A 24,996-nucleotide genomic window follows, 5' to 3' on the forward strand; every position below is an offset into this window, starting at 1 on the left:
GCGGTAGAGACTACCGCCCGAACGGAGACAGGGGACAGATATGGCACTCATCAGCCTGCGTCAGTTGCTGGATCACGCCGCCGAATACGGTTATGGCGTACCGGCCTTCAACGTCAACAACCTGGAACAGATGCGCGCCATCATGGAAGCGGCCGATGAGACCGATTCCCCGGTGATCGTGCAGGCGTCCGCCGGTGCCCGCAAATACGCCGGCGCGCCGTTCCTGCGCCACCTGATCCTGGCGGCCGTGGAAGAGTTTCCGCATATCCCGGTGGTCATGCACCAGGATCACGGCACCAGCCCGGCGGTGTGCCAGCGTTCCATCCAGCTCGGTTTTTCCTCGGTGATGATGGACGGCTCGCTGGGCGAAGACGGCAAGACGCCGATGGACTACGACTACAACGTGCGCGTCACGCAGACCGCTGTGGCCATGGCCCACGCCTGCGGCGTGTCCGTGGAAGGCGAGCTGGGTTGTCTGGGGTCGCTGGAAACCGGCCAGGCCGGTGAAGAAGACGGTATCGGCGCCGAAGGCACCCTGGACCACAGCCAGATGCTGACCGATCCGGAAGAAGCGGCTGATTTCGTGAAAGCGACCAAAGTGGACGCCCTCGCGATTGCCATCGGCACCAGTCACGGCGCCTACAAGTTCACCCGCCCGCCGACCGGCGATATCCTGGCCATCGACCGCATCAAGGCGATCCATGCGCGCATCCCGGATACCCATCTGGTGATGCACGGTTCGTCTTCCGTGCCGCAGGAATGGCTGAAAGTGATCAACGAATTCGGCGGCGAAATCCCGGAAACCTACGGCGTGCCGGTGGAAGAAATCCAGGAAGGCATCAAGCACGGTGTGCGCAAGGTCAACATCGACACCGACTTGCGCCTGGCCAGCACCGGCGCCATCCGCCGCTTCCTGGCGCAGAACACGTCCGAGTTCGACCCGCGCAAATACCTGGCGGTGGCCACCAAGGCGATGAAAGAGATCTGCCTGGCCCGCTACGAAGCCTTCGGCACCGCAGGCAACGCCAGCAAGATCAAGGCGCTGTCGCTGGAAGAGATGTTCATCCGCTACGAAAAAGGCGAGCTGGACCCGCGCGTCAACTGACGCCACCGGCTGTCTCGCAAAGCCTCTCCCGTGAGAGGCTTTGCTTTTTCCGGGCTGCCGGCTCGCCCGCTTTCGCCCCCCGGCCGGCATGGTTATGCTATCGCCCATGAACCCGCCTCCCTTCAACGCCCAGCTCATCCAGCAGGCCTGGCAGCCACTGGACTGGAAAACGCCGCAGCAAATCAGCGGCGAGGCGCGGCGTTATGCCGAGTATTACGGCATCGACTTTGCGGGCCGTTTCCCCGGCCTGTTGCACGGGTTCGGATACTTTGAGGCGGCGAACCACACCCTTGCCATTCATGCCTGGATGCCGCCGAAGGCGCGCGGCACGGTGCTGGTGCTGCACGGCTATTTCGACCATGTCGGCCTGTACCGGCATGTTATCGGGCACTTGCTGGAGCTGAATTACGCGGTGTTGGCCTATGATCTGCCTGGCCACGGACTGTCCTCCGGGCCGCGTGCGGCGATTGAGGATTTTCTGGTGTACCGCGAGGTGCTGAGCCAGTGCCTGGCCCATGAGCAGAACCAGTTTCCCCGCCCCTGGCATGCGTTGGCACAGAGTACCGGTGGCGCGATCATCATGGATTACCTGGTGAGCGGTGGTGGTGGCGAGGAACCGGCGCCGTTCGAGAAAGTGATTCTGCTCGCACCGCTGGTCAGGCCGATGGCCTGGCGTTCCGGCAAATTGCTGCACAGCCTGGTCAGCCCGTTTCGCGATTACATCCGCCGCGTCTTTACAGTGAATTCCAATGATCCGGACTTTCTGCATTTTCTGGAGCATCTGGACCCACTGCAGCATCGTGCGCTGTCGTCACGCTGGGTGGGTGCGTTGAAAAAATGGGTGCCGGGTTTTGAGCGTGCCAGTGCTGTGCGCATCAGCCCGGTGATCATCCAGGGTGACATGGACGAAACCGTGGACTGGCGTCATAACCTGTCCATCATCGAAGACAAATTCAATCAGCCCGAGGTCCACATCCTCAAGGGCGCCCGCCATCAGCTCGCCAACGAGCACCCGGATATTCGCGCGCAGGTCAACCGCATCCTCGACAACCATCTCGGCTGACGTTTCCGGATTTTCGATTGTTTTACAAGCCGCCTGACGCATCGCTGACAGCCCGTGCAGTACTCTAGCAGGGCGTTGAAAAAGCTTTTTCAAGCCACCTTTGCGGCGCAGGTCCACAAAGGTGGGCACGCACAACCAGGCGCAACAAGCGCTTGATTATGCTGATGGCTTGATTGAGCCGTCAGCACAGGCTGTTTTTCAACAGCCTGCGAGTGGCCAACAGGACATCAAGCCAGCCGGAGGGACCACTGATGAATAACCGCCTGAACATCACGCTGGCGCTCGCCCTGGGGCTGTCACTCAGCCTCGGTGCGGTGGCCAATACCGAAACAACCCGGGAGGACCGCCTGGAACGCGTGCAGGCCGCTGTCAATGCAGCCAATGAGCGTACCCGTTCCGACGACGCGCGCGAGTACATTGCCGAGCGCGGTTACGAGACCCGCAAGACGGTGGCGGAACGTAATCTCGGTGAGAACGCAACGCCACCATCACGCGCTTACGATGAAAGCGCCCAGCGCCCCAGCACGCTTGAAGCAACGCCATAACAAGCGCCAGGAAGGCGGCAACGGTTTCAGTTCAGATAAGGAAGGACCAGACGATGAAAACGTGGATGATGATTGCAGGTACAGCCGGCGCACTGACGTTCGCCGGGATTGCCCAGGCACAGGAAGCCCGCCCTTATTTCGGTGCGCAGTATAATTTTGCCGAAGTGGACGGCGGTGGCGATGAAGCCGAGTTCGATGTCTTCAGTGGCCGCCTGGGTGTGGAGTTCAATCAGTTTCTGGCGCTGGAAGCGCGCGCCGGTTTCGGCGTAGGCGATGACCGCGTCAACGGTGTGAAAGTGGAACTGGACCATTACTACGGCCTGTACGCAAAACTGGCGCTGGCCAACGAAAGCCAGTTCACGCCCTATCTGCTCGGCGGCTACACAAAGGTGAAAACCGATCCGCGGCTGGGCTCGGATAACGAAGACGATTTTGGCTACGGCATCGGTGTGGATTTTGATCTGGATCAGGCGCTGTCCCTGAACCTGGAATACGCCCGCCTGCTGGACGCCAGTGATGTGGATATGGATGCCATGTCGCTCGGCTTCACCTACCGCTTCTGACGAGGCAACGGCGCCGGCCCTGCCGGCGCCGTTCATTCACGCCCCACAGGATTGCCTGCGTTATGCTCGGGATAATGTGGAGGTGAGAGATGAAACCATTCCTGCTGAATGTTCTGCTGCTGGCGCTGCCTCTGGCTCCGATTTGCGCGTTGGCGCAGGGCAGCTTGTCACCCCGCCCCCTCTATCAACCTGATCGCAATGCCGAGCAGGCGCGGGAGCAGGCGCGCCAGCGCAGTGAGGCAACACAGGACGCGTCACGGCAACGCCAGCAGCGATTGCTGGATCAGGGCGGGCAACGCCAGCAGCAGTTGCAGCAGCGTGACGCGCAGCGCTCTGAGGCCTACCAGCGCCGCAGGGACGAGGCATCGCGGCGGGCGGATGATCAGCTGCGCGAGAGTGATGAAGAAACGGCGCGGCGAATGCAGGAGCTGAGAGACAACGCAGCGGGGAAATAACAACACCCTCCCCCTGAAAAGAAGAGGGAGGGTGGGCGCTGGTCAATCCCAGCTGATCGGGGCTTCGGACGAACCAGGTGTCATCGGTCGGCCGGGCCCGCTCGGGCGGCGGGTATCTGCCGGCACATTCCGCACCACGGCCTGCTCGTTCAGGCTGCCGCGATCACCGTCCACCAGTTCCGCCACGGCGTAGTCCTGCTGCACGTCCGTGACACGCAGCGTGGCCAGGGCCGGGGTTTCCAGGCGAATGGCCAGGCCGGTGTCGGGATCTTTCATTTCGCCGTCGAGCTGGTGCACGGTGAGTTGCTGGCCTGTGCTCAGGCGGCCGCTGCCCTGGGTGATGTAGACGCGATCACCCTGCACGCTCAGCACGCGCACCGGGTACAGCGCATCCATCACTTCGCCGGTCAGCGCGCGGGCCACGTCCGGGTACAGGAATTCGCCGATACGTTCCGGCTCACGGTCCGGGTCGATGTCGGCCTCGCGCAGTTTGCTGCGCAGCGTGCCCGGTGCTTCGGTGTAATTGAAGGTGCCGGCGCGCAGTACGCCGCCCGTGGCGGTTTCCAGCAGCCGGTACTGGATGCGGATGACGGGCTCAAGCGTGTTGAATTGCGCGCCATAGTAGCTGCGGCCGGGGCGGCCGAGCTGGAACGATTCGATGTCGCCCACCAGCACCAGATCCGCACCCTGCTGGCGGCCCAGGCGGACCTGTTCTTCCGGCATCAGGCTGCTGGCGCTGACGGCGCGCTCGCCGGCCACGTCGGCGCTGTAATCGCGGTCGAGAATGCGCAAGCGGCCGCTGTCGGCGAAGCTGGTGACCAGCGCGTTGCGCAGATTGCTGCGCACTGTGGCCGGCGGGATCGGCCGGCCCAGGTCATAGCTGCTGCCGCTGGTGCGCAGGGTGCCGATCACCAGTGACGGCAATGCGCTGCGGTCCGGGCCGATGGACTTGTGCGTGAGCAGCCGCGCTTCCACGCGCGCCTGCCACAGGTCTTCGTTGACCTGTTTGGTATCAAGCACGCGATAGCCCTGCACGGGCGCCAGCGTCGGCAGGCGGGCTTCCGGCTCGCTGCGCCAGGTACCGGTGGCGATTTGCTGGCTCACCACCCATTCGTAGGTCTGGCTGCGGAAATCCGGGTCCAGCGTCACGGTCACGCCCAGTCCCTGGCGGGCCGCCTCCACCAGCGCATTGGCAACGGCAGTCTGTGGCGTGCTGCCAAAGCCGGTGGCTTCGCGGGTGACGGTCTCGGTGGCGGCGTGGCTGTGCTGGGAAAACAGCAGTGCGAAAACAACAGCGGAAATCAGGAAACGATACAGGGTGCGCATGGTGCCATCCTCTTGCTGCGCAAACGGGCCCGGCGTGGCCGCCGGGCCGCAGGCGTTACAGCCCGAACAGGCTGCGGGAACGGGTCTTGCGGATTTCTTTCTCGCTGGACCATTCGATGATGCCGGTTTCCAGGTTCATCATGTTCAGGGTGAACTTGTAGTACACATCCTTGGTGCTGCTGTCGCGCTTGACGATGCTGGTCAGCGCGCCATAGATCATGAACTCGGCGCCAATCTGGCGGCCCATGGTCACCGCAGTTGCCGGGTCGACCATGCCGCTCTGGGTCTGGAAGTCCATCTGTTGACGCACCCGCTCGACCACGGTCATGTCAACGAAGCGGAACTTGCCGGACTGGATCAGCTTGGCGCGGATGCTGTCGGTCACGGATTCGGTATCGATGTGTTCCACGGTGCGGTTCTGCACGCGGTCCACAAACGCCACCGGACGACGCTGGGCGGTGAGCTGCACCACCGGCGGGAAGGTCATCAGGTCATCGACCATCTGCGAGGCAATCATCTGCAGGTCGGTGGAGCCGAAGTCCACGGTCACGGTTTCGGTGGCGGTGGCATCGCCGTATTGCACCCGGGTACAGCCGCTGATCAGCAGGGCGGCGCCCAGCAGGGCCATCATCAATACACGCATCGACAAACTCTCCTTGAATAAAATCGGGTTGGCTTATTCTTCACGCAGCCACAGTTCAAAGCGTGCCACGGCGGCATTGGGTGCCACCGCCTGCAGACGCACTTCGGCCTTGCCGGAGGCGCGTTGCGGACGCCATGGCTCGCCTTCCGGGGCAATCTCGAAGCCGTTGCGGTCGTACCAGCGGAACTTGTACTGGTAATCCACCGAGAACGATGACTTGTTCCGCAGATGCACCTGGGCGCGCACGATGTCGCCGCTGGTGGCACGGTTCACTTCCAGCAGCTCAAAGGCACCGTCCAGTGAAGCGCTGTCGTAGCGCAGCACGGCCCGGTCTTCATCGGACAGGCCGTCGTCGGGGTTCATGGCACAGCCGGCCAGCAGGGCGGTCACCAGCAGGGTCCATAGCAGGGCGTAGCGTTTCATCAGCGTTCCTCCAGAACGGGCATGACAGTAATGTGCAGCTGGCCCGTGTCGATCACCCGTACCAAGGTGGTGCCGCCCTGGGTGACGGGGATTTCCACGTTAGCACTGCCCCCGAGGCCAGACAACGCAAGCGCATGCGTGCCGGGGGACAGGGTCAGGCGGGCAATCTGTGCGTTCGCCGGCAGGGTCAGCCAGCTGCGCAGGTCGGCCCGCTCGGACACCAGGTTGTAGATCTGGGTGGTCAGGGCGCCGAGCAGGCCAAGTTCGTCGTTGGCTTTCTTCTGGGCGCCGTATTTGGCGGCGGCGCGCAATGTCTGTCGGACCAGCATGGCGGGAATCTGTTCCTTCAATGCCCGCGCGGCCATGCCGTCGAAACGGGTGATCACCGCTGTCTGGGCGCTTTTGCCCTCAGCGCTGACCTGCAGGGGCCTGGGCACCACCATGTCGGCGCCATAGGTCGGGAAGGACACCGCGAAATAGCCGTGGATGGTCGGGATCGGCAGGCTGATCTCCTGGCGCGGCGGAATATAGCCCTGCTCGTAGGCGATCACGACCTGGCCGGTGCCATCGCTGCCGCGACGGCCGCGCTGCAAGGCGCTGACCCGCTCGATGTCGGCCTGCAACAGCGGCATCTCCGGCATGATCTCGTAGGCTTTCTTGAAGTCGACCAGCGCGTCGTTGTAGTTGCCGGTGCCTTCGCGGAACACGCCGGCCAGGTAATAGAAGTAGGGGTTCTGGATGCTGCTGCGCACGGTGGCGGCGGCGGTATTGAGGCCGGCGAACTGGCTGTCGAAGTCATCCATGGTGGGTGCGCCGGCGGCTTCGTCCTCGGCGCGGCCGATTTCCCGTTCGTGGCGCTGTTCGGCTACCTGCTGTTCCAGCGTCACGCGGCGGAATTCCACAGCGGCGCCTTCAATATCACCCTGTTGCCAGTAGTTCATCGCCTGCAGGCCATGCACGGCGATGCGCTCGTACTCGTAACCGCGATAGGGCAGCGCGTTGTCGTTCACCATCAGGGCGCCCAGGCCACCGCCGGCGCTGGAGAGCCGGATGCGGGCCTGCTCGTCCTGTTCATCGTACAGGGTGATGACCTGGCTGAAAGTCTGCTGGCTGTCGGCGGGCAGGTCGGTGATCTGCGCCACGCGGGCGCGCTCCTGCAGGTACAGCAGCCGGTCGCCGCCCTGGGTGCCTTTTTCCAGCCGGCTGAAGGCCGCCTCGGGCTGGCCCACGGCGGCGGCCTGTTTCCAGTCGGCAGCCTGGTTGGGATACGGGTTGAACAGGGAATTGGTGGCGCAGCCAGTCAGCAGCGTGGCGGCAAGCAGCAGCGGGAAGCGAAACAGCGTCCTTGTCATGGGCAGGCAGTTGGCCGGTCGAACGCTCAAGGTAGCGTTCAACCGGCCCACTGTCGAGGCATCCTTGCGTCGACCGGTCATGGAACGGATCAGAACAGGACGCGGGTGCGGATGGTGCCGTCGATATTGCGCAGTTTTTCCAGCGCGAGCTGGCTGTAGTCTGCGTTCACATCAATCACCACATAGCCGATCTCGGCGTTGGTCTGCAGGAACTGGGCCGCGATGTTGATGCCGTTTTCCGAGAACACCTGGTTGATCTGGCTGAGCACGCCGGGCACGTTCTTGTGGATGTGCAGCAGACGGTGCATGTTCGGGTGCGAAGGCAGCGACACTTCCGGGAAGTTCACGGCGGACAGGGTGGAGCCGTTGTCGGAGTAGCGCACCAGCTTCTCGGCCACTTCGGAGCCGATGTTTTCCTGGGCTTCCTGGGTCGAGCCGCCGACATGCGGGGTCAGGATCACGTTGTCGAACTCGCGCAGCGGCGAGATAAACTCGTCGTCGTTGGACTTCGGCTCTTCCGGGAACACGTCGATGGCGGCACCCAGCAGGTGGCCGTCTTTCAGTGCGGCACACAGCGCGTCGATCTCGACCACCTTGCCGCGGGCTGCGTTGATCAGGTAGCTCTTCGGCTTCATGGCCCGGATCTGGGCTTCCTTGATCATCCAGCGGGTGCCGGCGGTATCCGGTACATGCAGGCTGACCACATCGCTCATGCCGAGCAGCTCATCCAGGCTGTGTACCTGGGTGGCGTTGCCCAGCGGCAGCTTGGTGACCACATCATAGAAGTACACCTTCATGCCCATCGACTCGGCCAGCACGCTGACCTGGGCACCGATGTTGCCGTAGCCGACGATGCCGAGGTTCTTGCCGCGCACTTCAAAGCTGTCCTTGGCGGATTTCAGCCAGCCGCCGCGATGGCAGGACGCGTTCCGCTCCGGCACGCCGCGCATCAGCATGATCGCCTCGGCGATCACCAGCTCGGCCACCGAACGGGTGTTGGAGTACGGCGCATTGAACACCGGAATGCCCAGCTTGAGAGCGGCTTCCAGGTCCACCTGGTTGGTGCCGATACAGAAACAGCCGATGGCCATCAGCTTCTCGGCGGATTCGATCACATCTGCGGTGAGCTGGGTGCGCGAACGGATGCCGACAAAATGGGCATCGCGCACCTTGTCTTTCAGCTCGTCGCCGGTCAGCGCACCCTTGAGCAGCTCGATGTTGCTGTAGCCACTGTTCTTCAGGGTCGCCACGGCGGATTCGTGGATGCCTTCCAGCAGCAGAATGCGGATCTTGTCCTTCTCGAGAGAAGTTCTGGCCATGGTGAAGTCCCGGTAACCTGTCAAAGGGGCGCGTATGGTACCATAGCGCGCCCCCGGTAAGACCAGTCCCCGCGCCCCGTTCGCCGGGGCGCCCATGCCAGCCCGGCGGTACCCGAAAACGAACACCCGGAGAGATGCATCGCATGAGCCAGACCGCTGTCGCAGACCTGTTCCGCCCCCTGCTGGGTGACAACCGCTGCCTGACCGACGCCGACAGTTGCCAGCGCTACGGCGTGGACTGGACCAAGGTGTGGGCGCCGGCGCCGGCGGTCGTATTGCTGCCGGAAACCGTCGAGGAAGTGCAGCAGATCGTGCGGCTGGCGAATGAACATCATGTCGCGCTGGTGCCCTCCGGTGGCCGCACCGGGCTGTCGGCGGGCGCCGTGGCGGCCAGTGGCGAAGCCGTGGTGGCCTTTGATCGCATGAACAAGGTGCTGGCGTTTGATCCCTATGACCGGGCCGTCACCGTGCAGCCGGGGGTGGTCACCCAGCAACTGCAGGAATATGCCGAGCAGCAGGGGCTGTTCTATCCGGTGGATTTCGCCTCCGCCGGCTCGTCGCAGATCGGCGGCAACATTGGCACCAACGCCGGTGGTATCAAAGTGATTCGCTACGGCATGACCCGCGACTGGATCACCGGCCTGAGAGTGGTGACCGGCAAGGGCGACCTGCTGGAGCTGAACAAGGGCCTGATCAAGAACGCCACCGGCTATGACTTCCGTCATCTGTTTATCGGCTCGGAAGGGACGCTGGGGTTTGTTGTCGAGGCCACCGTGAAACTGGCGCGCCAGCCGAAAGACCTGGCGGTGCTGGTGCTGGGCGTGCCCGGCTTCAGCGAGGTGATGAACGTGCTGCACGCCTTCCAGCAGCAGATCGACCTGACCGCGTTTGAATTCTTTTCTGATAAGGCCATGCGCCATGTGCTGGCGCATGGTGTGCCGCGCCCGTTCGACACCGAGGCGCCGTTCTACTGCCTGCTGGAATTCGAGCAGTTGTCCGAAGCTGCTGGCGACCAGGCCATGGCGGTGTTCGAGCACTGCGTGGAACAGGGCTGGGTGGTCGATGGCGTGATGAGCCAGTCGCTGACGCAACTGGAACAGTTGTGGCAACTGCGCGAGCGTATTTCCGAAAGCATTGCCCCGCACACACCATACAAGAACGATATCTCCGTGATGGTCAGCAAGGTGCCCGCGTTTGTGCAGGAAGTCGATGGCGTGGTGCAGCGCGAGTACCCGGATTTCGAGATCGTCTGGTTCGGGCATATCGGCGACGGCAACATGCACCTGAATATCCTGAAGCCTGCGGACCTGCCGAAAGAGGAATTCTTTTCCCGCTGCAATAACGTATCCAAATGGGTGTTCGAGATCGTACAGCAATATAACGGCTCGATTTCTGCCGAACACGGCGTCGGCATGACCAAGAAGCCGTATCTGCAATATTCCCGCTCGCCGGAAGAAATCGGGTACATGCGCGCCGTGAAAGCGCTGTTTGATCCGAACGGCATCATGAACCCCGGCAAACTGCTCGACTGATTCGGCAAGAGAAAAAATGATGTACGTACACAAGTGGATTGATGGCAGTGAAATCGGGCTGCCGGTAGGCAAGGCCGTCTGCGTGGGCCGCAACTATGCAGAACACGCCCGCGAGCTGGGCAACGAAGTGCCGACCGAGCCGCTGCTGTTCATCAAGCCGGCCACCGCGCTGTGCGATTTGAATGAGCCGCTGGTGCTGCCGCAGGATCGGGGTGCCGTGCATCACGAAGTGGAAATCGTCGTGCTGATCGGTGCGCCACTGACCCGTGCTTCGGTGGACGAGGCGCATGCGGCGATTGCCGGCTATGGCGTCGGCCTGGACCTGACGTTGCGTGATGTGCAGAACGCATTGAAAGAGAAAGCCCAGCCGTGGGAAAAGGCCAAGGCCTTCGACGGCGCCGCACCGGTGTCGGGGTTTGTCGAGGCGCGCGGCGTCTCCACCCGCCAGAACCTCAGCATCATGCTGGAAGTGAACGACGACGTGCGCCAGCATGGCCACAGCGGCCAGATGCTGTTCCCGATCTTTCCGCTGGTGGCAGAGATCAGCCGGCACTTCACCCTGCTGCCGGGCGATCTGGTCTACACCGGCACCCCGGCGGGTGTCGGACCACTGGCCAGCGGCGACAGGCTGGTGGTGAAGCTGGGGAATTTTCTTGCAGTGCGCACATCAGTGGCCTGATGGCCCGGTGCGCTGACAGACCAGGGAGGTCTTCCATGCGTGCCATGGTAATACTGATGCTGGCGGCCAGTGCCGTTGCACAGGCGGAAACAGAGGTATCTTCGGACGGCAACAACCCCGCTATCCTGCGCGTGACCGAACACCAGACGGAAGAAGGTCGTGTCGTGGTGCAGCGCACCGTGCTGATCTATGACCGAGAGGCCAATCCGCATGTGGTCAATCAGCGCTTCCTGAAAGACGGTGACCACTACCGCGTCCTGCCGGATTCATTGTCCGAAACAGAAGTCGCGATTGGTGAAGCCCTCTGCGCCGCTGAGGGAAGCCACTACGTGACCCACCTCAGCGACGTGCGTATTTCGCCTGGCACCGTGCAGGCACTGCTCTGTGAGTATGACCGGCCGTAGCAGAGCGGCACTCAAAGATACTTTTTCAACACCCTGTCAGTACCGCTCCACGCCCTGCGCCGTGCCCAGCAACACCACGTCCGCCGGCCGCAGCGCGAACAGCCCGTTGGTGACCACGCCGGTAATGTTGTTGAGCTGTTCTTCCAGCTTCAGCGGCCGCGACATATCCAGGTTGTGCACATCGAGGATGATGTTGCCGTTGTCGGTGACAAACCCTTCGCGGTACTTCGGTTGCCCGCCCAGGCCGGCCAGCCGGCGGGCGACGTAGGAGCGCGCCATCGGGATCACTTCCACCGGCAGCGGGAAGGCACCCAGGCGCTCCACGCGCTTGCTGCCATCGGCTATACAGATGAACTGATCGGCCACGGCCGCCACGATCTTCTCGCGCGTCAGTGCGCCGCCGCCGCCCTTGATCATCTCGCGGTGCGGGTTCACCTCGTCGGCGCCGTCCACGTACACCGGCAGTGCATCGACACTGTTCAGCTCCAGCACCTCGATGCCGTGTTGGCGCAGGCGCTCGGCGGTGGCGTCCGAACTGGCCACGGCGCCACGGATGCGATCCTTCAGGGTGGCGAGGGCATCAATGAAGTAGTTGGCGGTACTGCCGGTGCCGACGCCGACCACGGTGCCGGGTTCGATATAGGCCAGCGCGGCAACTGCTGCGGCCTTCTTCATAGCGTTCTGGTCCATGATGCGTCCTGTGCTGTGCAAACCGGGGCAGGCAGTATAACAAGCAGCCTCAATGCTGGCTCGCGGCACTGCCGGGGCTGGCGGGAGCGTGGACGCTGACGCGGCGCCCCCGTACCATTGTCGCTTTCCGCCTGCCAACCGCTGCTGACTGAGTCCCCGATGCCTGACCGTTACGTCAAGAAGATCCTCCAGGCCCGCGTCTACGACGTGGCCATCGAGAGCCCGCTGGACGATGCGCCGCTGATTTCCCGCCGCATCGGCAACCGCGTGCTGCTCAAGCGCGAGGATCTGCAGCCGGTGTTCTCGTTCAAGCTGCGCGGCGCTTACAACATGATCTCGCGGCTGTCGCCGGAGGCCCGCGAGCGTGGCGTCATCTGTGCCTCGGCCGGCAACCATGCCCAGGGTGTGGCGCTGGCCGCCAAGGCGCTGGGGCTGAAGGCGGTGATCGTGATGCCGCGCACCACGCCCGACATCAAGGTGCGTTCCGTGCGCGAGCACGGCGGCAAGGCGGTGCTGTTTGGAGACAGCTTTGATGAAGCGCTGGCCCATGCGCGTGAGTTGCAGGAGAAAGAGCAGCTCACCTTCGTGCACCCCTACGACGATCCGGACGTGATCGCCGGCCAGGGCACCATCGGCATGGAAATCCTGCGCCAGCAGACCGCCCCGCTGGATGCCGTGTTCCTGCCGGTGGGCGGCGGCGGCCTGGCTGCCGGCGTGGCGGCCTACATCAAATATGTGCGACCGGAAGTGCGCATCATTGCGGTGGAGCCGGAAGATGCTGCCTGCCTGAAGGCTGCGATGGAGAAAAAGCGCCGGGTTGAACTGCCGGAAGTGGGCCTGTTTGCCGATGGTGTGGCGGTCCGCCAGATCGGCAAGGAAACCTTTCGCGTACTGCGCCAGTGCGTCGATGAAGTGATCACCTGCACGACGGATGAAATCTGCGCGGCCATCAAGGATTCCTTCGAGGATACCCGCTCGATTGCCGAACCGGCCGGCGCCCTGGCGCTGGCCGGCCTGAAGAAATGGGTGCAGGCGAATGATGTGCAGGGACAGACGCTGGTGGCTGTGCACAGTGGCGCCAACGTGAACTTCGACCGTCTGCGGCATATCGCCGAACGTGCCGAGTTGGGTGAGCAGCGCGAAGCCATCCTGGCGGTGACCATTCCCGAACGCCCGGGCAGCTTCCGTCAGTTCTGCCAGACCCTCGGGCGGCGCGCGATCACCGAATTCAATTACCGTTACCGCGATGCCTCCGCGGCCACCGTGTTTGTCGGCGTGCAGATTCGCCCCGGCACCGACGATCTGCCATCACTGATCGAGGCGCTGGAGGAAAAAGGGTATCCGGTGCTGGACATGACCCAGAACGAAATGGCCAAGCTGCATATCCGCTACATGGTCGGTGGCCATACGCCGGTGACCGATACCAGTGAAGCGCTGTACCGGGTGGAATTCCCGGAGCGGCCCGGCGCCCTGCTGAAGTTTCTGATGTCGCTGGGTGGGCGCTGGAATATCAGTCTGTTCCACTACCGCAACCATGGTGCCGCCTACGGGCGAGTGCTGGTCGGCTTCCAGGTGCCCAAAGGCGAGCGCAAGTTGCTCAAGAAGGATCTTCAGGCAGTTCCCTACCCCATGGTCGAGGAATCGGATAACCCGGCCTACCGCCTTTTCCTTAGCTGAACGTATGTACAGTTATGGTGCATGGATAAAGTGAATCCTCAGCGTTTACAGATAACCCATTGACTTTTGGTGCCCAATTGTTCATTTTTTGAACTCGTTCCGGCTTGGTCCGTCACAAGTCGGTAATGTGGCACTTTCGTTGCTTTCCACCTTTTTTGCTGATGCCGCTTCGGTATCAGGTTTCGGGCCATGCGAGGGAACTTGCGTGGCGCCTGTTGTCATTACATTGGCCGTTGCAGAGATCTTTGGATCTGGCTGGGGAAGAAGAGTTACAGGAAATGAAGAAAAAACCGGATGCATTAGTACTGTTGGCAGTGATTTTCGGGCTGGGCGTTCTCGTCAGCAGCCTGACTTATGGGGGAAATGAGGCGCGCCTGGACCAGATGGCCGCCAGTGCCGGGGTTAAAACGGTTGATGTGAGCCGCTGAGCGATACAGCCAGCGGTCTCAGTCCGTTACCACGCTGTCCATCGGAATATCCCACTCTGCCGCTTCCAGGCGTTCGACGCGCTGGAACTGATAGGCCGTGCCCAGCAGTTGCGGGTGGCGCGGCCGTGCCTTGAGTTTTGCCAGCGTGCGGTCATAGAAGCCGCCCCCCATCCCCAGACGCTGCCCGGCGTCGTCGAAGGCTACCAGTGGCATCAGAATTACATCCAGCGTCCATTCCGCAGGTCGTCTGCCGCGCAGGGCCGGTTCGGGAATGCCGAAGCGGTTGCGTGCCATGGGTTGCCCCGGGCGCCAGGGAGCGAAACGCAGCAGGCCGGGATAGACCGGATCCAGCACCGGCAGAAAGAACTGCCATCGGTGGCCGCGCCGGTATTGCAGCAGGCTGCCCGGGTCAATTTCACCGTCATTGGGCAGATACAGGGCGATGCGGCGTGCGTGACGCAGCGACGGGTGCGCGGCGAGATGGCGGCCCAGGCGCTGGCTGGCCTGCCGTCGCTGGCCCGCTGACAATGCCCGGCGCCGGGCGCGCAGGCTGCGGCGCAGGGTGCGGCGACGGGCAAGGAAATCCTGATCAGAGTCGGACACCGGAATATTCCGTGAAGTCAGGATGACGAAAGAAGAGGTGCTCCCCGATTGTGCCGCTGCTGTGGCTTGGCCCTTGAACCCTGCGGTTCAAGGCGGAGGCGTCATGCGATGCTTCAGGCTTTCCGTCGCAACGGACATGCACACAGCACCACCGTATTCGCCCCCAGGGTTTAAAGCATCGGCTCAGGGACATCGCCTTGCTGGCGAGCACACCAGGGAACACGAGAAGGATTATATCAGCTTCCCGGGGGCGTCTACGAGGGATGAACAGGGTATGAAAGAGGCCTTTTTACACGCGAAAACGCTTGACGTTGACGCGCGGGAGGTTATACGTGCCGGCGTCAGGCCTGTGTGTCACGCAGCCGCTGGTGGGCGCTGATTTCATCGTCCACTTTGCGCAGCAGGCGTGACAGCCGGTCGCTGGTGTCAGTGCGGTTGTCCAGCGCGGTGGAGGTCTGCAGCAATTCATGTGACAGGTTCAGGGCGGCCATCACGGCGATGCGTTCCAGGCCAACCACGTTGGCGTCGCGGACTTCGCGCATGCGGTCGTCAAGAAAACGTGCCGCGCGAATCAGGTTTTCGCGCTCGCCCGGCGGGCAGGCCACGCGATATTCCTTTTCCAGCAGGTGCACGACCACCGAGGCGCTGTCGTTCATTATTCCTGCTCCAGGGATTTCAGGCGGGAGATGATGGCCTCGACCTTGGCCTTGGCCACATCGTTTTTCTTCAGCAGCTGGGCGCGCTCTTCCATCAGCCGCAACTCGCGGGTATGCAGGGTCTGGTTCTCTTCGCGCAAGCGGGCACTGATGCCCAGCAGCTCTTCCACGCGGGCTTCCAGTTGCCGTAATTGTTCGTCCGATTTCATGGCAAAATGCGCACAGTTCACCTAAGGTAAGCCCCGTCCCCGGAGGCTGCCAGCCTGGCCTGTAGCGGCCGGGCGAAAGCGTTTAGGAACCTCTGAATAATTCCCCGGTGGTTCTGGCTTTCCGGGCGGCACCTGATCAAGGCGCGACTTCGAAGGCATAGCGGGCTACGTCGAGAAGTCGCAACGCGGAGCAGGTGCCGCCCGGAAAGCCCCGCAGGGCGGGCGCTACAGCACGCATTAGCCGCGTTGCGTCGCTTGACAAGGGCTACGGCCATTGCCGGCGCGCCGCGCCTTGCTACTGCATGCTGTAGCGCCCGCAGAACCACCGGGGAATTATTCAGAGGTTCCTTAACAGGCCCTGAAACCCGCTTGTACTATAGAGAGAGCCCCAGACAGGGTCAACGCGCCCCGATTCGCGGCCTTCTCACCCGATTGATGGAACCTTTCCCATGCCCGCAACCACCGCAGAGTATTTCGAACCGCTGGCCGATGCGCTGGCCACGGCCGGGGTGCGACACAGCCCCTCGGAACTGCATGGCGTCATCTGCGGCCTGCTGAGCACCGGTCTCGGCAGCCAGGACGCCGAACTGCTCGGCGTCCTGGCTGCCCACACAGAAATGACAGGCCAGTGGCCGGCAGCGGCCAGTGAGGCGTTGCTGGCGGTGCGCGATCTGGCGCGCGAGGCCTATACCGGCGAAGACATGGAACTGGCGCTGCTGTTGCCGGAAGATGACGAAGAGCTGGGCAATCGCGTGGCGGCGCTCGCACAGTGGTGCGAAGGGTTCCTGGTGGGCTTCGGCACCGGCAGTGCCGGCACCCGCGATGTCGACCTGGCGCCGGGCTTGCAGGAAGCACTGTCGGACATCGCCGCCATCAGCCAGGTGGGCCTGCCGGAAGACAGCAGCGATGAAGAGGAAGCGATGTTCGAGCAAGTGGCCGAGCACTGCCGCATGGCGGCGATGATGGTGTTTACGGAGCTGGCGCTGACCCACCGCGCCGCCAGCGCGCCACAGGGCAAGCCCCCGGTACAGCATTGAAAGTGGAGCCAGCATGTCGATAACGCGTCAGGAATTCGCCCGTCGGCGCCGTACGCTGATGGCGCAGATGGAAGATAACAGTATTGCCATTCTGTCGGCCGCGCCGGAGCGTACCCGCAACCGGGACGTGGAGCACCCCTACCGCCAGGACAGTGACTTCTGGTATCTGTCCGGTTTCCCCGAGCCGGCGGCGGTGATGGCGCTGATCCCCGGTCGCGAGCACGGCGAGTTCGTGCTGTTCTGCCGCGAGCGCGACCGCGCCATGGAAATCTGGAATGGCTATCGTGCCGGGCCGGAAGGTGCCGTGGAAAAATACGGTGCCGACGATGCTTTCCCGATCAGCGATATCGACGAAATCCTGCCGGGCCTGATAGAAGGCCGCGAGCGCGTTTATTACGACCTGGGCCGTGATCCGGAGTTTGATCGTCAGGTAATGGGCTGGGTCAACAGTATCCGCGCCCGCGTGCGCACGGGCGCGCACCCGCCGGGCGAATTCCTGGCGCTGACACATCTGCTGCACGACATGCGTCTGTATAAAAGCGCGGCCGAGCTGAAAGTGATGCGCCGCGCCGGTGAAATTGCTGCCGGTGCCCATGTGCGTGCCATGCGTGCCGTGCGGCCGGGCATGTACGAATACCAGCTTGAAGCCGAATACCTGCACGAATTCATGCTGCACGGGGCGCGCTCGCCGGCCTATCCGTCAATTGTCGGTGGCGGCGCCAACGGCTGCATCCTGCACTACATCGAGAACAGCGAGAAACTGCGCGACGGCGACCTGGTACTGGTCGACGCCGGTTGCGAATACCACAGCTACGCCAGCGATATTACCCGCACGTTCCCGGTCAATGGCCGTTTCAGCCGCGAGCAGCAGGCGCTGTACGAAGTGGTGCTGGCCTCGCAGTACGAAGCCATCAACGCCGTCAAGCCAGGCAACCACTGGAACGCTTTCCACGAAGCTGCGTTGAAAGTGCTGACGCAGGGGCTGGTGGACCTCGGCCTGTTGAAAGGTGAAGTCAACGAACTGATCGAAACAGAAGCCTACCGGCCCTTCTTCATGCACCGCACCGGCCACTGGCTGGGGCTGGATGTGCACGATGTTGGTGACTACAAGGTGCATGACCAGTGGCGCGTGCTGGAGCCGGGCATGGTTGTCACGGTCGAGCCGGGCCTGTACATCGCGCCGGATGACACCAGCGTCGACGTACGCTGGCGTGGTATCGGCACCCGTATCGAGGACGATGTCGCCGTGACGCGCGACGGCTTTGATGTGCTGACCCGCGACGTCCCGAAAGACGTGGCCGATATCGAAGCCCTGATGAACGAGGCGCGTCAGAGCGCATGAGCACTCCCTCGCACAGCCCGGTGATCATCGTTGGCGGCGGCATGGCCGGCCTGGCGCTCGCACTGTTGCTGCGTCATCACGGCCAGCCTGGTGTCACCCTGATTGAAGCCGTGACACTGGCCGACAATGGCGACCCGCTGACGCCGAGTTTCGATGCACGCAGCACGGCGCTGTCCGCCGGCAGCCTGAATATTCTTGAACGTCTGGGCCTGGTGGCACCGCTGCTGGCCCAGGCGGCGGCCATTGATATCGTCGATGTGTCCCGCCGGGGCCGGCTGGGTCACGCCCGCATGGTCGCGGCGGAAGAAAAGCTGCCCCGGCTCGGCGCCGTGGTGGAGAACCGCTGGCTGGGCCGGGTGCTGCTGGATGCGGCGGCGGCTGACCAGGGGATTGAGGTGATTGCACCGATGCAGGTGCAAAGTGTGCGGCGGCTGACGTCAGGCTATCAGGTCGCCCTGCCGGACCGGGAGCTCACCTGTGACCTGCTGGTGGCGGCGGACGGCGCCCACTCCCGGGTGCGCGAATGGCTCGGCATCCCGGCCCACCATGACGACACCGGCCACGACGCCCTGATCGCCAATATCGGCCTCAGCCGCCCGCACCAGGGCATCGCCTGGGAGCGGTTCCTCGACACCGGCCCGCTGGCGCTGCTGCCGCTGACTGGCGAGCGCATGGCGCTGGTCTGGACCGGCACGCGTGCGCACATCGACCGGCTGGCGGCGCTGCCGCAGGACGCGTTTCTCGACGCGTTGCATGACGCCTTCGGCGAAGACCGCCTCGGCGCCTTCACGCACATGGGCGAACGCCAGCGTTATCCGTTGGTGCTGACGCACGCCAGCGCCCAGGCCGTTCCGCATGCCGTGGTAGTGGGCAATGCCGCCCACAGCCTGCACCCGGTGGCCGGGCAGGGTTTCAACCTGACGTTGCGCGATCTGGCGCTGCTGGCGCACACCCTGGGCGGGATCAATGCGCCGGGCGACCTGTCGGTGTTGAATCGCTACGTGACGGCTCGTACTGCTGACCAGGCGCTGGTCAGCCAGGCGTCGCGCTGGGTACCGGAGCTGTTCCGGGTACGTTTCGGGCCGTTCGCACACACCCGCCAGCTGGGGCTGGTGGCACTGGATCTGTGGCCGGGGCTGCGCAGCGCCTTCGCGGCCCGAGCGATGGGATTGGCACATGGCCAGTAATACCGAACGGGACATTCTGATCATCGGTGGCGGCATGGCCGGCGGCTTGCTGGCCGGTGCACTGATCGGCAGCGGCTGGCGCGTCACGCTGCTGGATGCCGCCACGACCCCGATCATGCCGGACGGTCTGGGCCGCCCACGCGTGTCCGCCCTGACTGAAGCCAGCCAGCAGATGCTGGCGCGCACCGGTGCCTGGGCCATGTTGCCGCCGGCGCGAGTGCAGCCCTATCAGGACATGCAGGTCTGGGATGGCGACGGCACCGGCGAAGTGCATTTCAATGCCGCTGAAGTCGGCGCCGAGGCCCTGGGCTGGATCGTCGAAAACGACGCGGTGGTGGCCGCGCAATACCAGGCCGTGACGGCTGCTGGCGATGTGCAATGGCTCACTGGCGCACCTGTGCAGAACATACGCCGCGAGCAGGATCTCTGGCAGGTCATGCTGGCGGACGGCAGGGTTTTCAGCGCGCCGATGCTGGTCGGTGCCGACGGCGCCCGCTCCGGCGTGCGCGACACGCTGGGCATCCCCGGCGCACACCAGGATACCGGCCACGTAGCCATCGTCGGCACGGTGCAGATGGCGCTGCCCCATGACGGCTGTGCCCGACAGCGCTTTATCCATACCGGCCCGCTGGCGCTGCTGCCGCTGTTCGGTGATGGCCACCAGTGTTCCATCGTCTGGTCGGTGTGGGCGGCGGAAGCCGAACGACTGATGGCGCTGGGGGAGGACGCCTTCAATGAGGCTCTGACCCAGGCCAGCCAGGGCTGTCGCGGTGCACTGCGCATGCTCGGCCCGCGTGCGGCTTTTCCGATCCGCGAGCTGCATGCCAGCGACTACGTGCGCGACGGCGCCGCGCTGATCGGCGATGCGGCCCATGTGGTGCACCCCCTCGCCGGCCAGGGCATCAACCTTGGCATGCTCGATGCCGCTGTGCTGGCGGAAGAATTCACCCGCGCCCGTGAGCGCGGCCTGCCCTTTTACCATCCCGCCGCCCTCGCCCGTTACCAGCGTCGGCGGCGCGGCCACAACGCGCTGATGCTCAATGCCCTGCGCGGTTTCAAAGTGCTGTTCGAGCAGCCGTCGCTGGAAGTGCGGTTGCTGCGCAACGTTGGTATGAACCTCGTCAACCGGGCGGCGCCGGTGAAACGGCTTCTGGCGCAGCAGGCGCTGGGGCGTAGCGGTGATATGCCGGCGCTGGCGCGGCGCTAGGGGCTGGCAAGGGCGTATTCGTTTCTTGGGTTGGGAAAGGGAAAGAGTTATGTCAGGGATGAATCTTTGCAAGACCGCCTTTTGCGCGGCCGGAGCCTTCTTCATGGGGCTGTTGGCTGCCTGCGGCGACCTCGAAGACGAGCCTTCTACGGAGACGCCTCTCTCCGCATCAGGCAGGCCATTTCAGTTTGTGCCACCACAAGAGCGGCTGGAAAGTAATGCTGTGCCGCTACGGGTCTATCCTACGGGTGGAAAACTCTGGCTTGTCTACAGGCAGGAAGAGATCAGCCTGCTGTACTCCAGCGAAGACGATGGCCATACGCAGCAGCTTTCAGGCCTGCCTGCTGTCAGGACGATCAAGCATGTACGCTTCGGTCCGGAAGGAAAGAATGGCCTGGTGTTTGATGGCGAGGCAAACGTCTACCGTACCATGGATGGTGGAGAAAACTGGAGCCGGCAGCATATTTTTCCGTCGCAGGACGATGTCTGGTTGACGATGGCGCAGATGTCGGGCGATCTCGGGCACGGTGCCCTGATTGCGGATTGCAGATTTTACGTGACGAAAGACGGCGCACACACCTGGCAGGAAATACGGATTGGCACACAGGCCAATAGCTATGATTACTGCGTTAAGGATGTCATGTTCTCGGAAGATATGGTGCCGTTGTGGGCCAAGGTCTGGCGCTCTGGCCTGACTAAGGGTGATGAGCTTTTGCAACATGACGGACAGGGATGGCTCTTTCGATGTTTCCAGGTCGGGTTGCCGCTTCTTCGCGCGAGGACAGAATGTAGTGAAATAACCTTGCCGGAAGAGGTGGTCGAGTATTTCGGCGATAAGGACTCTGTATCACTACCATTTCAGGATTTATCTGCTGCGCTGATGGCTGGCCAATCTTCTTTCCCGCTTGATGACGCCTGGCTGGCTTCCCCGGGATTGGTGCACAGTGAAAAGGATGACGGACGCATCTGGTTTTTTGGCGGCGTGGTTACGGCCTATACGGACGATAACGGGATGCAATGGCGTGTTACCCGATATGCTGTCGAGCCCTGGCTATCTCCTGGTGTCGAGATAAATGGACGGCACATCGGAAAGATGCCGATTCAATCCAATATTTTGATCAAAGGTTCGGACCGGACCGGTTGGGAAACCATTGACACGGATGTGGGTGAAATCCTGGATATCGTCCCGGCAAGTGCGGGGGTTCTGCTCGCTGCCGGGGAAGGTGTCTATCTTTCCGATGACGACGGTGCAACCTGGAAGCGTTTGCCGTCATTGCAAGGAACTCGTTTTTTCAAGACTGCTTCCCGGAATCTGTGGCTGGCGGGTGCTGAAAGCGCTTACTTCAGCAGTGACGGCGGCACCAGCTGGGTGACGGCGCAGGTGCCCGAGCTGTATCGGGGTCTGGAGTGTGCCGATATATGTCTTGGGGCGGATTGGGACGGCAACCTCATTCGGGTGTGGCCGGAGAACGGCAAGTTGACAGTAGCTCAAACACTTGTCTGGCCTGATGCAGACCCAGTGGGCTGGGGGGATGTGTGGATGTCTGCCGCTCACGCCACAATCGTGTTTCTTGCCGAGGATACCTTGCGAATGAAACTGTCGTTCGATGGTGGCGAATCCTGGGAGACCCATGACACTAAAGGCAGGTCGGAAGATTACTGGGAGCATGTGCATGAATCCCCCGATGCGAACCTGTTACTGATTAGCCGCGAAAACAAGGTGGTGTTTGTTGGCAGAAAAGGTGGCGCTGGCGAGGCGAGCACACCAACAGATGAGTATATTGACGATGTGTGCTGGCTGAACGAAGGGCTGGTTCTGCTTTACATTTATCGTTTGGATCAGGCAGAACATCACGTGATCTATTCTGATGATTACGGCGAGAGTTGGCATCATGCTGCCGTCCCGGCAGAAGCCTGTCGGAATGGCAAGCCCACTGCGGTTTTCAAGCTTTAGTGAGAAATTAACCAGCAAGATCTCTATGTTGGCCTGACTGCCTCTTGGTGGTGCTGGGGTGGGCTGCCCTGATGTTCATTTCCATGACGTTATTCAGGCAGTTGTGCAGGATACAGACAGGAGCCAGGGATGATGCAACGAATAGGGCATCGCTACCGCGATAGCGAAACAGGGCAGACGCTGGATGTCTGGTTTCCACAAACCGGTCGCCGTGCGCGCGGCTGCCTGGCGGAAAAAGTGGGGTTGATCACTGCCGATGACGTGGAACTGCCGCTGCCGGAATACGACCAGCCCCCTGCTTCAACCGAAGACGCCTGGTTGCGGTTACACCTGTTGTCCGAATGCCAGGCCAAGCCCAACGACATCAATCTTGAGGGTCTGTTCGGGTTGCTGACCAACGTCGCCTGGACCTCGGCGGGCCCGGTGCTGCCGGAGCGTGTCGAGGCATTGCGTGAGGCGCTGGCGCAGCACCATGCGACCGTGCAGGTCTCCTCCATCGACAAGTTCCCGCGCATGACGGATTACGTCGTGCCGCCTGGCGTGCGCATCGCAGACGCCGAGCGGGTGCGGCTTGGTGCACATCTGGCGCCGGGGACGACGGTGATGCATGAGGGCTTCGTCAACTTCAATGCCGGTACGCTGGGGCCGTCGATGGTCGAAGGGCGTATCACTGCCGGTGTGGTGGTGGGGGCGCACTCGGACATTGGCGCCGGCGCGTCGATCATGGGCACGCTGTCCGGGGGCGGGAAAAACCGCACCCGCATTGGCGAGCGCTGCCTGCTGGGCGCCAATGCCGGCACGGGCATTTCCCTGGGTGACGAATGCATCGTGGAGGCGGGCCTTTATCTCACTGCGGGCACCAAGGTGACGATGCCGGATGGTTCGGTGGTGGCGGCACGGGCCTTGTCGGGTGAGCCGGGCTGGTTGTACCGGCGCAATAGCCGCAGTGGCGCGGTGGAGGCGATCCGGACGGGCGCTGACCGTTGGGGTGGATTGAACGCTGCATTGCACACTCCGTGACAGAGAAACCCTGCGAGGTTGATCCTTCTGCGTTTATATGTACTTTTCGTTGTACTTAATATTGTGCGGAATGGCGTCATGGCTGATTTCAGGATTGATGAGGATATTCGCTCTTTATCCGAGTTCCGGGCAGGGGTAGCGGGCTTCGTAAAGCAAGTCCAGGAGACCGGGCGGCCTCTGGTGCTGACGCAACATGGCAGGGGTGTCGCGGTGTTGTTGGGTGCCCACGAGTTTGCGGCGATGCAGGAACGGCTGGCGTTGCTGGAAGATATATACAGGGCAGAGCAGGACATCGCGGCAGGCAAGGGGGTGGCGCACGAGGAGGCGCGCCGTCGACTGCTGGGGAAATAACCGGGTTTCAATCCTGCGGGCATCTCTTGATGCCGTTCGGCACCTACAGTACTTATCGCATGGCATGGAAACCCTCACCGGCTTGCCTTGCATGTGCGGCCTCTCCCCCGGATAATGCGAATCATTCTTGAATGAATTTCATTTCTGTGACATCCCCCAGGAGATCGCTTCATGAGTCCATGGCTGAAAGGTGGAATGCTGGCGCTTGCCGCGCTGGCGATCAGTGCGTGCAGTGAGCCGGACGACACGCGCGAAGTGGTGGTCTACACCTCTCGCGGCGACCATCTGGTGAAACCCGTGTTCGATGCCTTCACAGCGGACACCGGCATCAAGGTGAGCTATATCACCGACAACGATGCAGCCCTGCTGACGCGCCTGGAAGCCGAGGGCAGCAACAGCCCGGCGGACATGCTGATCACCGTGGACGCCGGCAACCTCTGGCAGGCCGCCGAGCGTGGCCTGTTGCAACCGGTGCATGACGACACCCTGAAAGCCTCGGTGCCGGCCAACCTGCGTGACTCGCAGGACCGCTGGTACGGCCTGTCGGTGCGGGCGCGCACCATTGTCTATTCCACCGAGCGGGTGAACCCGGACGAATTGTCCACTTACGAAGCGCTGGCGGATGAACAGTGGCGCGGCCGGCTGTGCCTGCGCACCTCGAAGAAGGTCTACAACCAGTCGCTGGTGGCGACCATGATCGAGCGCCTGGGTGAGGCGCGCACCGAGGAAATCGTCCGGGGCTGGGTGGATAACCTGGCCACGGATGTGTTCGCCAATGACAACGCCGTGATGGAAGCCATTGTTGCGGGCCAGTGTGACGTGGGCATCGTCAACACCTACTATTTCGGCCGCATGCAGCGCGACAATCCCGACATGCCGCTGAAACTGTTCTGGGCCAACCAGGGCGAAGGCGAGAGCGGCATGCATGTTAATATCTCCGGCGCCGGTGTCACCGCCCATGCGCCGCACCCGGAAGAGGCGAAAGCCCTGCTGGTGTGGATGTCGCAGGAAGCCTCGCAGCGCGTGCTGGCCGACGGCAACATGGAATTCCCGGTGAACCCGGACGTCAGCCCGGCGCCGGCCGTGGCCGCCTGGGGTGAATTCCGCGCCGATGACCTGAATGTGGAAGTGGCCGGCCGCCGTCAGGTGGAAGCCGTGAAACTGATGGACCGCGCCGGCTATCGCTGAGGCGGCCCGCACGTTCAATGAACCCCTGCTGCACGGGC

27 protein-coding genes and 1 other RNA gene are annotated in these 24,996 nt (G+C 62.8%); 18 read left to right on the forward strand and 10 right to left on the reverse strand.

Features of this window, described 5'->3' with window-relative positions:
* Positions 1–40: 40 nt before the first annotated feature.
* The 5 genes from fba to S7S_RS00885 all read left to right on the forward strand — a co-directional run bounded on the left by fba (position 41) and on the right by S7S_RS00885 (position 3,731).
* Complete coding sequence (gene fba / locus S7S_RS00865; RefSeq protein WP_008740112.1) at positions 41–1,105, forward strand: class II fructose-bisphosphate aldolase; 1,065 nt, start codon at positions 41–43, stop codon at positions 1,103–1,105.
* 106 nt (positions 1,106–1,211) lie between these two features.
* Positions 1,212–2,168, forward strand: a complete 957-nt coding sequence (locus tag S7S_RS00870) for an alpha/beta hydrolase (protein WP_008740113.1) — start codon at positions 1,212–1,214, stop codon at positions 2,166–2,168.
* A 251-nt stretch (positions 2,169–2,419) separates the two neighbouring features.
* Complete coding sequence (locus tag S7S_RS00875) at positions 2,420–2,713, forward strand: hypothetical protein (protein WP_008740114.1); 294 nt, start codon at positions 2,420–2,422, stop codon at positions 2,711–2,713.
* A gap of 53 nt (positions 2,714–2,766) precedes the next feature.
* Positions 2,767–3,276, forward strand: a complete 510-nt coding sequence (locus S7S_RS00880) for a porin family protein (RefSeq protein WP_008740115.1) — start codon at positions 2,767–2,769, stop codon at positions 3,274–3,276.
* Between the two features lie 89 nt (positions 3,277–3,365).
* Positions 3,366–3,731: a hypothetical protein gene (locus S7S_RS00885; protein ID WP_008740116.1), complete on the forward strand. Its 366-nt coding sequence runs from the start codon at positions 3,366–3,368 to the stop codon at positions 3,729–3,731.
* Positions 3,732–3,773: 42 nt separating this feature from the next.
* Here S7S_RS00885 and S7S_RS00890 read toward each other — a convergent pair whose 3' ends face one another.
* From S7S_RS00890 to serA, 5 genes are all read right to left on the reverse strand, one after another.
* Complete coding sequence (locus tag S7S_RS00890) at positions 3,774–5,057, reverse strand: CsgG/HfaB family protein (RefSeq protein ID WP_008740117.1); 1,284 nt, start codon at positions 5,055–5,057, stop codon at positions 3,774–3,776.
* Positions 5,058–5,112: 55 nt separating this feature from the next.
* On the reverse strand, positions 5,113–5,700 hold the full coding sequence (gene lpoB, locus S7S_RS00895; protein ID WP_008740118.1) for a penicillin-binding protein activator LpoB: 588 nt from the start codon (positions 5,698–5,700) through the stop codon (positions 5,113–5,115).
* A 33-nt stretch (positions 5,701–5,733) separates the two neighbouring features.
* Positions 5,734–6,123: a YcfL family putative periplasmic lipoprotein gene (locus tag S7S_RS00900; RefSeq protein WP_008740119.1), complete on the reverse strand. Its 390-nt coding sequence runs from the start codon at positions 6,121–6,123 to the stop codon at positions 5,734–5,736.
* A complete protein-coding gene (locus tag S7S_RS00905; protein WP_008740121.1) occupies positions 6,123–7,475 on the reverse strand; it encodes a COG3014 family protein in 1,353 nt (450 codons plus the stop codon). The genes S7S_RS00900 and S7S_RS00905 overlap by 1 nt, the downstream gene beginning before the upstream one ends.
* An 89-nt stretch (positions 7,476–7,564) precedes the next feature.
* The gene (gene serA, locus S7S_RS00910; protein ID WP_008740122.1) at positions 7,565–8,794 is read right to left on the reverse strand and encodes a phosphoglycerate dehydrogenase; all 1,230 of its coding nucleotides are present in this window, start codon (positions 8,792–8,794) and stop codon (positions 7,565–7,567) included.
* A gap of 134 nt (positions 8,795–8,928) precedes the next feature.
* Between serA and S7S_RS00915 the strand changes: the two genes are divergently transcribed.
* Genes S7S_RS00915 through S7S_RS00925 form a run of 3 tightly spaced genes read left to right on the forward strand, consistent with a single transcriptional unit; the run spans position 8,929 to position 11,409 of the window.
* Entirely contained in the window at positions 8,929–10,326 is a 1,398-nt protein-coding gene (locus S7S_RS00915) for an FAD-binding oxidoreductase (protein ID WP_082027593.1), read from the forward strand.
* Between the two features lie 16 nt (positions 10,327–10,342).
* On the forward strand, positions 10,343–11,005 hold the full coding sequence (locus S7S_RS00920) for a fumarylacetoacetate hydrolase family protein (RefSeq protein ID WP_238582919.1): 663 nt from the start codon (positions 10,343–10,345) through the stop codon (positions 11,003–11,005).
* 35 nt (positions 11,006–11,040) lie between these two features.
* Positions 11,041–11,409, forward strand: coding sequence for a hypothetical protein (locus S7S_RS00925; RefSeq protein WP_008740125.1), 369 nt, complete (start codon positions 11,041–11,043; stop codon positions 11,407–11,409).
* Between the two features lie 36 nt (positions 11,410–11,445).
* Here S7S_RS00925 and rpiA read toward each other — a convergent pair whose 3' ends face one another.
* Entirely contained in the window at positions 11,446–12,099 is a 654-nt protein-coding gene (gene rpiA, locus S7S_RS00930) for a ribose-5-phosphate isomerase RpiA (protein WP_008740126.1), read from the reverse strand.
* A 159-nt stretch (positions 12,100–12,258) separates the two neighbouring features.
* Here rpiA and ilvA point away from each other — a divergent pair, with 159 nt between their 5' ends.
* Both ilvA and S7S_RS19765 read left to right on the forward strand, forming a co-directional pair.
* The gene (gene ilvA / locus S7S_RS00935) at positions 12,259–13,776 is read left to right on the forward strand and encodes a threonine ammonia-lyase, biosynthetic (RefSeq protein WP_008740134.1); all 1,518 of its coding nucleotides are present in this window, start codon (positions 12,259–12,261) and stop codon (positions 13,774–13,776) included.
* 278 nt (positions 13,777–14,054) lie between these two features.
* The gene (locus S7S_RS19765) at positions 14,055–14,204 is read left to right on the forward strand and encodes a hypothetical protein (RefSeq protein WP_169745540.1); all 150 of its coding nucleotides are present in this window, start codon (positions 14,055–14,057) and stop codon (positions 14,202–14,204) included.
* A gap of 18 nt (positions 14,205–14,222) precedes the next feature.
* On the opposite strand, the gene S7S_RS00940 is transcribed toward S7S_RS19765, so the two are convergent.
* The 4 genes from S7S_RS00940 to S7S_RS00950 all read right to left on the reverse strand — a co-directional run bounded on the left by S7S_RS00940 (position 14,223) and on the right by S7S_RS00950 (position 15,672).
* Entirely contained in the window at positions 14,223–14,807 is a 585-nt protein-coding gene (locus S7S_RS00940) for a 5-formyltetrahydrofolate cyclo-ligase (RefSeq protein ID WP_008740136.1), read from the reverse strand.
* A gap of 37 nt (positions 14,808–14,844) precedes the next feature.
* A non-coding RNA gene (gene ssrS / locus S7S_RS19030) (6S RNA) lies at positions 14,845–15,029 on the reverse strand.
* Positions 15,030–15,148: 119 nt separating this feature from the next.
* The gene (locus tag S7S_RS00945; RefSeq protein WP_008740138.1) at positions 15,149–15,463 is read right to left on the reverse strand and encodes a cell division protein ZapA; all 315 of its coding nucleotides are present in this window, start codon (positions 15,461–15,463) and stop codon (positions 15,149–15,151) included.
* Positions 15,463–15,672: a TIGR02449 family protein gene (locus S7S_RS00950; RefSeq protein WP_035206007.1), complete on the reverse strand. Its 210-nt coding sequence runs from the start codon at positions 15,670–15,672 to the stop codon at positions 15,463–15,465. Before S7S_RS00950 ends, S7S_RS00945 begins: the two co-directional genes overlap by 1 nt.
* 449 nt (positions 15,673–16,121) lie before the next feature.
* On the opposite strand from S7S_RS00950, the gene S7S_RS00955 reads away from it, so the two are divergent.
* The 8 genes from S7S_RS00955 (at position 16,122) to S7S_RS00990 (ending at position 24,958) form a co-directional block, all read left to right on the forward strand.
* The gene (locus S7S_RS00955) at positions 16,122–16,709 is read left to right on the forward strand and encodes a UPF0149 family protein (protein WP_008736073.1); all 588 of its coding nucleotides are present in this window, start codon (positions 16,122–16,124) and stop codon (positions 16,707–16,709) included.
* Positions 16,710–16,722: 13 nt separating this feature from the next.
* A complete protein-coding gene (gene pepP, locus S7S_RS00960) occupies positions 16,723–18,051 on the forward strand; it encodes a Xaa-Pro aminopeptidase (RefSeq protein ID WP_008736075.1) in 1,329 nt (442 codons plus the stop codon).
* Positions 18,048–19,238 (forward strand): FAD-dependent monooxygenase, encoded by a 1,191-nt coding sequence (locus tag S7S_RS00965; protein ID WP_008736077.1) that lies wholly within the window; start codon positions 18,048–18,050, stop codon positions 19,236–19,238. Before pepP ends, S7S_RS00965 begins: the two co-directional genes overlap by 4 nt.
* Positions 19,228–20,445, forward strand: a complete 1,218-nt coding sequence (locus S7S_RS00970; RefSeq protein ID WP_008736079.1) for a UbiH/UbiF/VisC/COQ6 family ubiquinone biosynthesis hydroxylase — start codon at positions 19,228–19,230, stop codon at positions 20,443–20,445. The genes S7S_RS00965 and S7S_RS00970 overlap by 11 nt, the downstream gene beginning before the upstream one ends.
* Before the next feature lie 49 nt (positions 20,446–20,494).
* Positions 20,495–22,399, forward strand: a complete 1,905-nt coding sequence (locus S7S_RS00975; RefSeq protein ID WP_041025840.1) for a WD40/YVTN/BNR-like repeat-containing protein — start codon at positions 20,495–20,497, stop codon at positions 22,397–22,399.
* Positions 22,400–22,528: 129 nt separating this feature from the next.
* Positions 22,529–23,419, forward strand: coding sequence for a DapH/DapD/GlmU-related protein (locus tag S7S_RS00980; protein ID WP_008736083.1), 891 nt, complete (start codon positions 22,529–22,531; stop codon positions 23,417–23,419).
* Between the two features lie 78 nt (positions 23,420–23,497).
* A complete protein-coding gene (locus S7S_RS00985; RefSeq protein ID WP_008736085.1) occupies positions 23,498–23,770 on the forward strand; it encodes a type II toxin-antitoxin system Phd/YefM family antitoxin in 273 nt (90 codons plus the stop codon).
* A gap of 171 nt (positions 23,771–23,941) precedes the next feature.
* Positions 23,942–24,958, forward strand: a complete 1,017-nt coding sequence (locus S7S_RS00990) for an extracellular solute-binding protein (RefSeq protein ID WP_035204342.1) — start codon at positions 23,942–23,944, stop codon at positions 24,956–24,958.
* The last annotated feature ends 38 nt before the right edge of the window (positions 24,959–24,996 follow it).

This window comes from Isoalcanivorax pacificus W11-5 (assembly GCF_000299335.2).
In the GTDB taxonomy this organism is placed as follows: Bacteria; Pseudomonadota; Gammaproteobacteria; order Pseudomonadales; family Alcanivoracaceae; genus Isoalcanivorax; species Isoalcanivorax pacificus.

What these genes read in the sequence shown, in the direction of transcription:
- S7S_RS00880 (WP_008740115.1), top strand. Translation starts at nt 2,767, where the DNA reads ATGAAAACGTGGATGATGATTGCAGGTACAGCCGGCGCACTGACGTTC.
- S7S_RS00870 (WP_008740113.1), top strand. Translation starts at nt 1,212, where the DNA reads ATGAACCCGCCTCCCTTCAACGCCCAGCTCATCCAGCAGGCCTGGCAG.
- S7S_RS19765 (WP_169745540.1), top strand. Translation starts at nt 14,055, where the DNA reads ATGAAGAAAAAACCGGATGCATTAGTACTGTTGGCAGTGATTTTCGGG.
- S7S_RS00900 (WP_008740119.1), bottom strand. Translation starts at nt 6,123, where the DNA reads ATGAAACGCTACGCCCTGCTATGGACCCTGCTGGTGACCGCCCTGCTG.
- S7S_RS00985 (WP_008736085.1), top strand. Translation starts at nt 23,498, where the DNA reads ATGGCTGATTTCAGGATTGATGAGGATATTCGCTCTTTATCCGAGTTC.
- serA (WP_008740122.1), bottom strand. Translation starts at nt 8,794, where the DNA reads ATGGCCAGAACTTCTCTCGAGAAGGACAAGATCCGCATTCTGCTGCTG.
- fba (WP_008740112.1), top strand. Translation starts at nt 41, where the DNA reads ATGGCACTCATCAGCCTGCGTCAGTTGCTGGATCACGCCGCCGAATAC.
- S7S_RS00915 (WP_082027593.1), top strand. Translation starts at nt 8,929, where the DNA reads ATGCATCGCATGAGCCAGACCGCTGTCGCAGACCTGTTCCGCCCCCTG.
- S7S_RS00920 (WP_238582919.1), top strand. Translation starts at nt 10,343, where the DNA reads ATGATGTACGTACACAAGTGGATTGATGGCAGTGAAATCGGGCTGCCG.
- S7S_RS00975 (WP_041025840.1), top strand. Translation starts at nt 20,495, where the DNA reads ATGTCAGGGATGAATCTTTGCAAGACCGCCTTTTGCGCGGCCGGAGCC.
- S7S_RS00905 (WP_008740121.1), bottom strand. Translation starts at nt 7,475, where the DNA reads ATGACAAGGACGCTGTTTCGCTTCCCGCTGCTGCTTGCCGCCACGCTG.
- ilvA (WP_008740134.1), top strand. Translation starts at nt 12,259, where the DNA reads ATGCCTGACCGTTACGTCAAGAAGATCCTCCAGGCCCGCGTCTACGAC.
- S7S_RS00990 (WP_035204342.1), top strand. Translation starts at nt 23,942, where the DNA reads ATGAGTCCATGGCTGAAAGGTGGAATGCTGGCGCTTGCCGCGCTGGCG.
- S7S_RS00875 (WP_008740114.1), top strand. Translation starts at nt 2,420, where the DNA reads ATGAATAACCGCCTGAACATCACGCTGGCGCTCGCCCTGGGGCTGTCA.
- lpoB (WP_008740118.1), bottom strand. Translation starts at nt 5,700, where the DNA reads ATGCGTGTATTGATGATGGCCCTGCTGGGCGCCGCCCTGCTGATCAGC.
- S7S_RS00950 (WP_035206007.1), bottom strand. Translation starts at nt 15,672, where the DNA reads ATGAAATCGGACGAACAATTACGGCAACTGGAAGCCCGCGTGGAAGAG.
- S7S_RS00885 (WP_008740116.1), top strand. Translation starts at nt 3,366, where the DNA reads ATGAAACCATTCCTGCTGAATGTTCTGCTGCTGGCGCTGCCTCTGGCT.
- S7S_RS00980 (WP_008736083.1), top strand. Translation starts at nt 22,529, where the DNA reads ATGATGCAACGAATAGGGCATCGCTACCGCGATAGCGAAACAGGGCAG.
- S7S_RS00890 (WP_008740117.1), bottom strand. Translation starts at nt 5,057, where the DNA reads ATGCGCACCCTGTATCGTTTCCTGATTTCCGCTGTTGTTTTCGCACTG.
- rpiA (WP_008740126.1), bottom strand. Translation starts at nt 12,099, where the DNA reads ATGGACCAGAACGCTATGAAGAAGGCCGCAGCAGTTGCCGCGCTGGCC.
- S7S_RS00945 (WP_008740138.1), bottom strand. Translation starts at nt 15,463, where the DNA reads ATGAACGACAGCGCCTCGGTGGTCGTGCACCTGCTGGAAAAGGAATAT.
- pepP (WP_008736075.1), top strand. Translation starts at nt 16,723, where the DNA reads ATGTCGATAACGCGTCAGGAATTCGCCCGTCGGCGCCGTACGCTGATG.
- S7S_RS00970 (WP_008736079.1), top strand. Translation starts at nt 19,228, where the DNA reads ATGGCCAGTAATACCGAACGGGACATTCTGATCATCGGTGGCGGCATG.
- S7S_RS00925 (WP_008740125.1), top strand. Translation starts at nt 11,041, where the DNA reads ATGCGTGCCATGGTAATACTGATGCTGGCGGCCAGTGCCGTTGCACAG.
- S7S_RS00965 (WP_008736077.1), top strand. Translation starts at nt 18,048, where the DNA reads ATGAGCACTCCCTCGCACAGCCCGGTGATCATCGTTGGCGGCGGCATG.
- S7S_RS00955 (WP_008736073.1), top strand. Translation starts at nt 16,122, where the DNA reads ATGCCCGCAACCACCGCAGAGTATTTCGAACCGCTGGCCGATGCGCTG.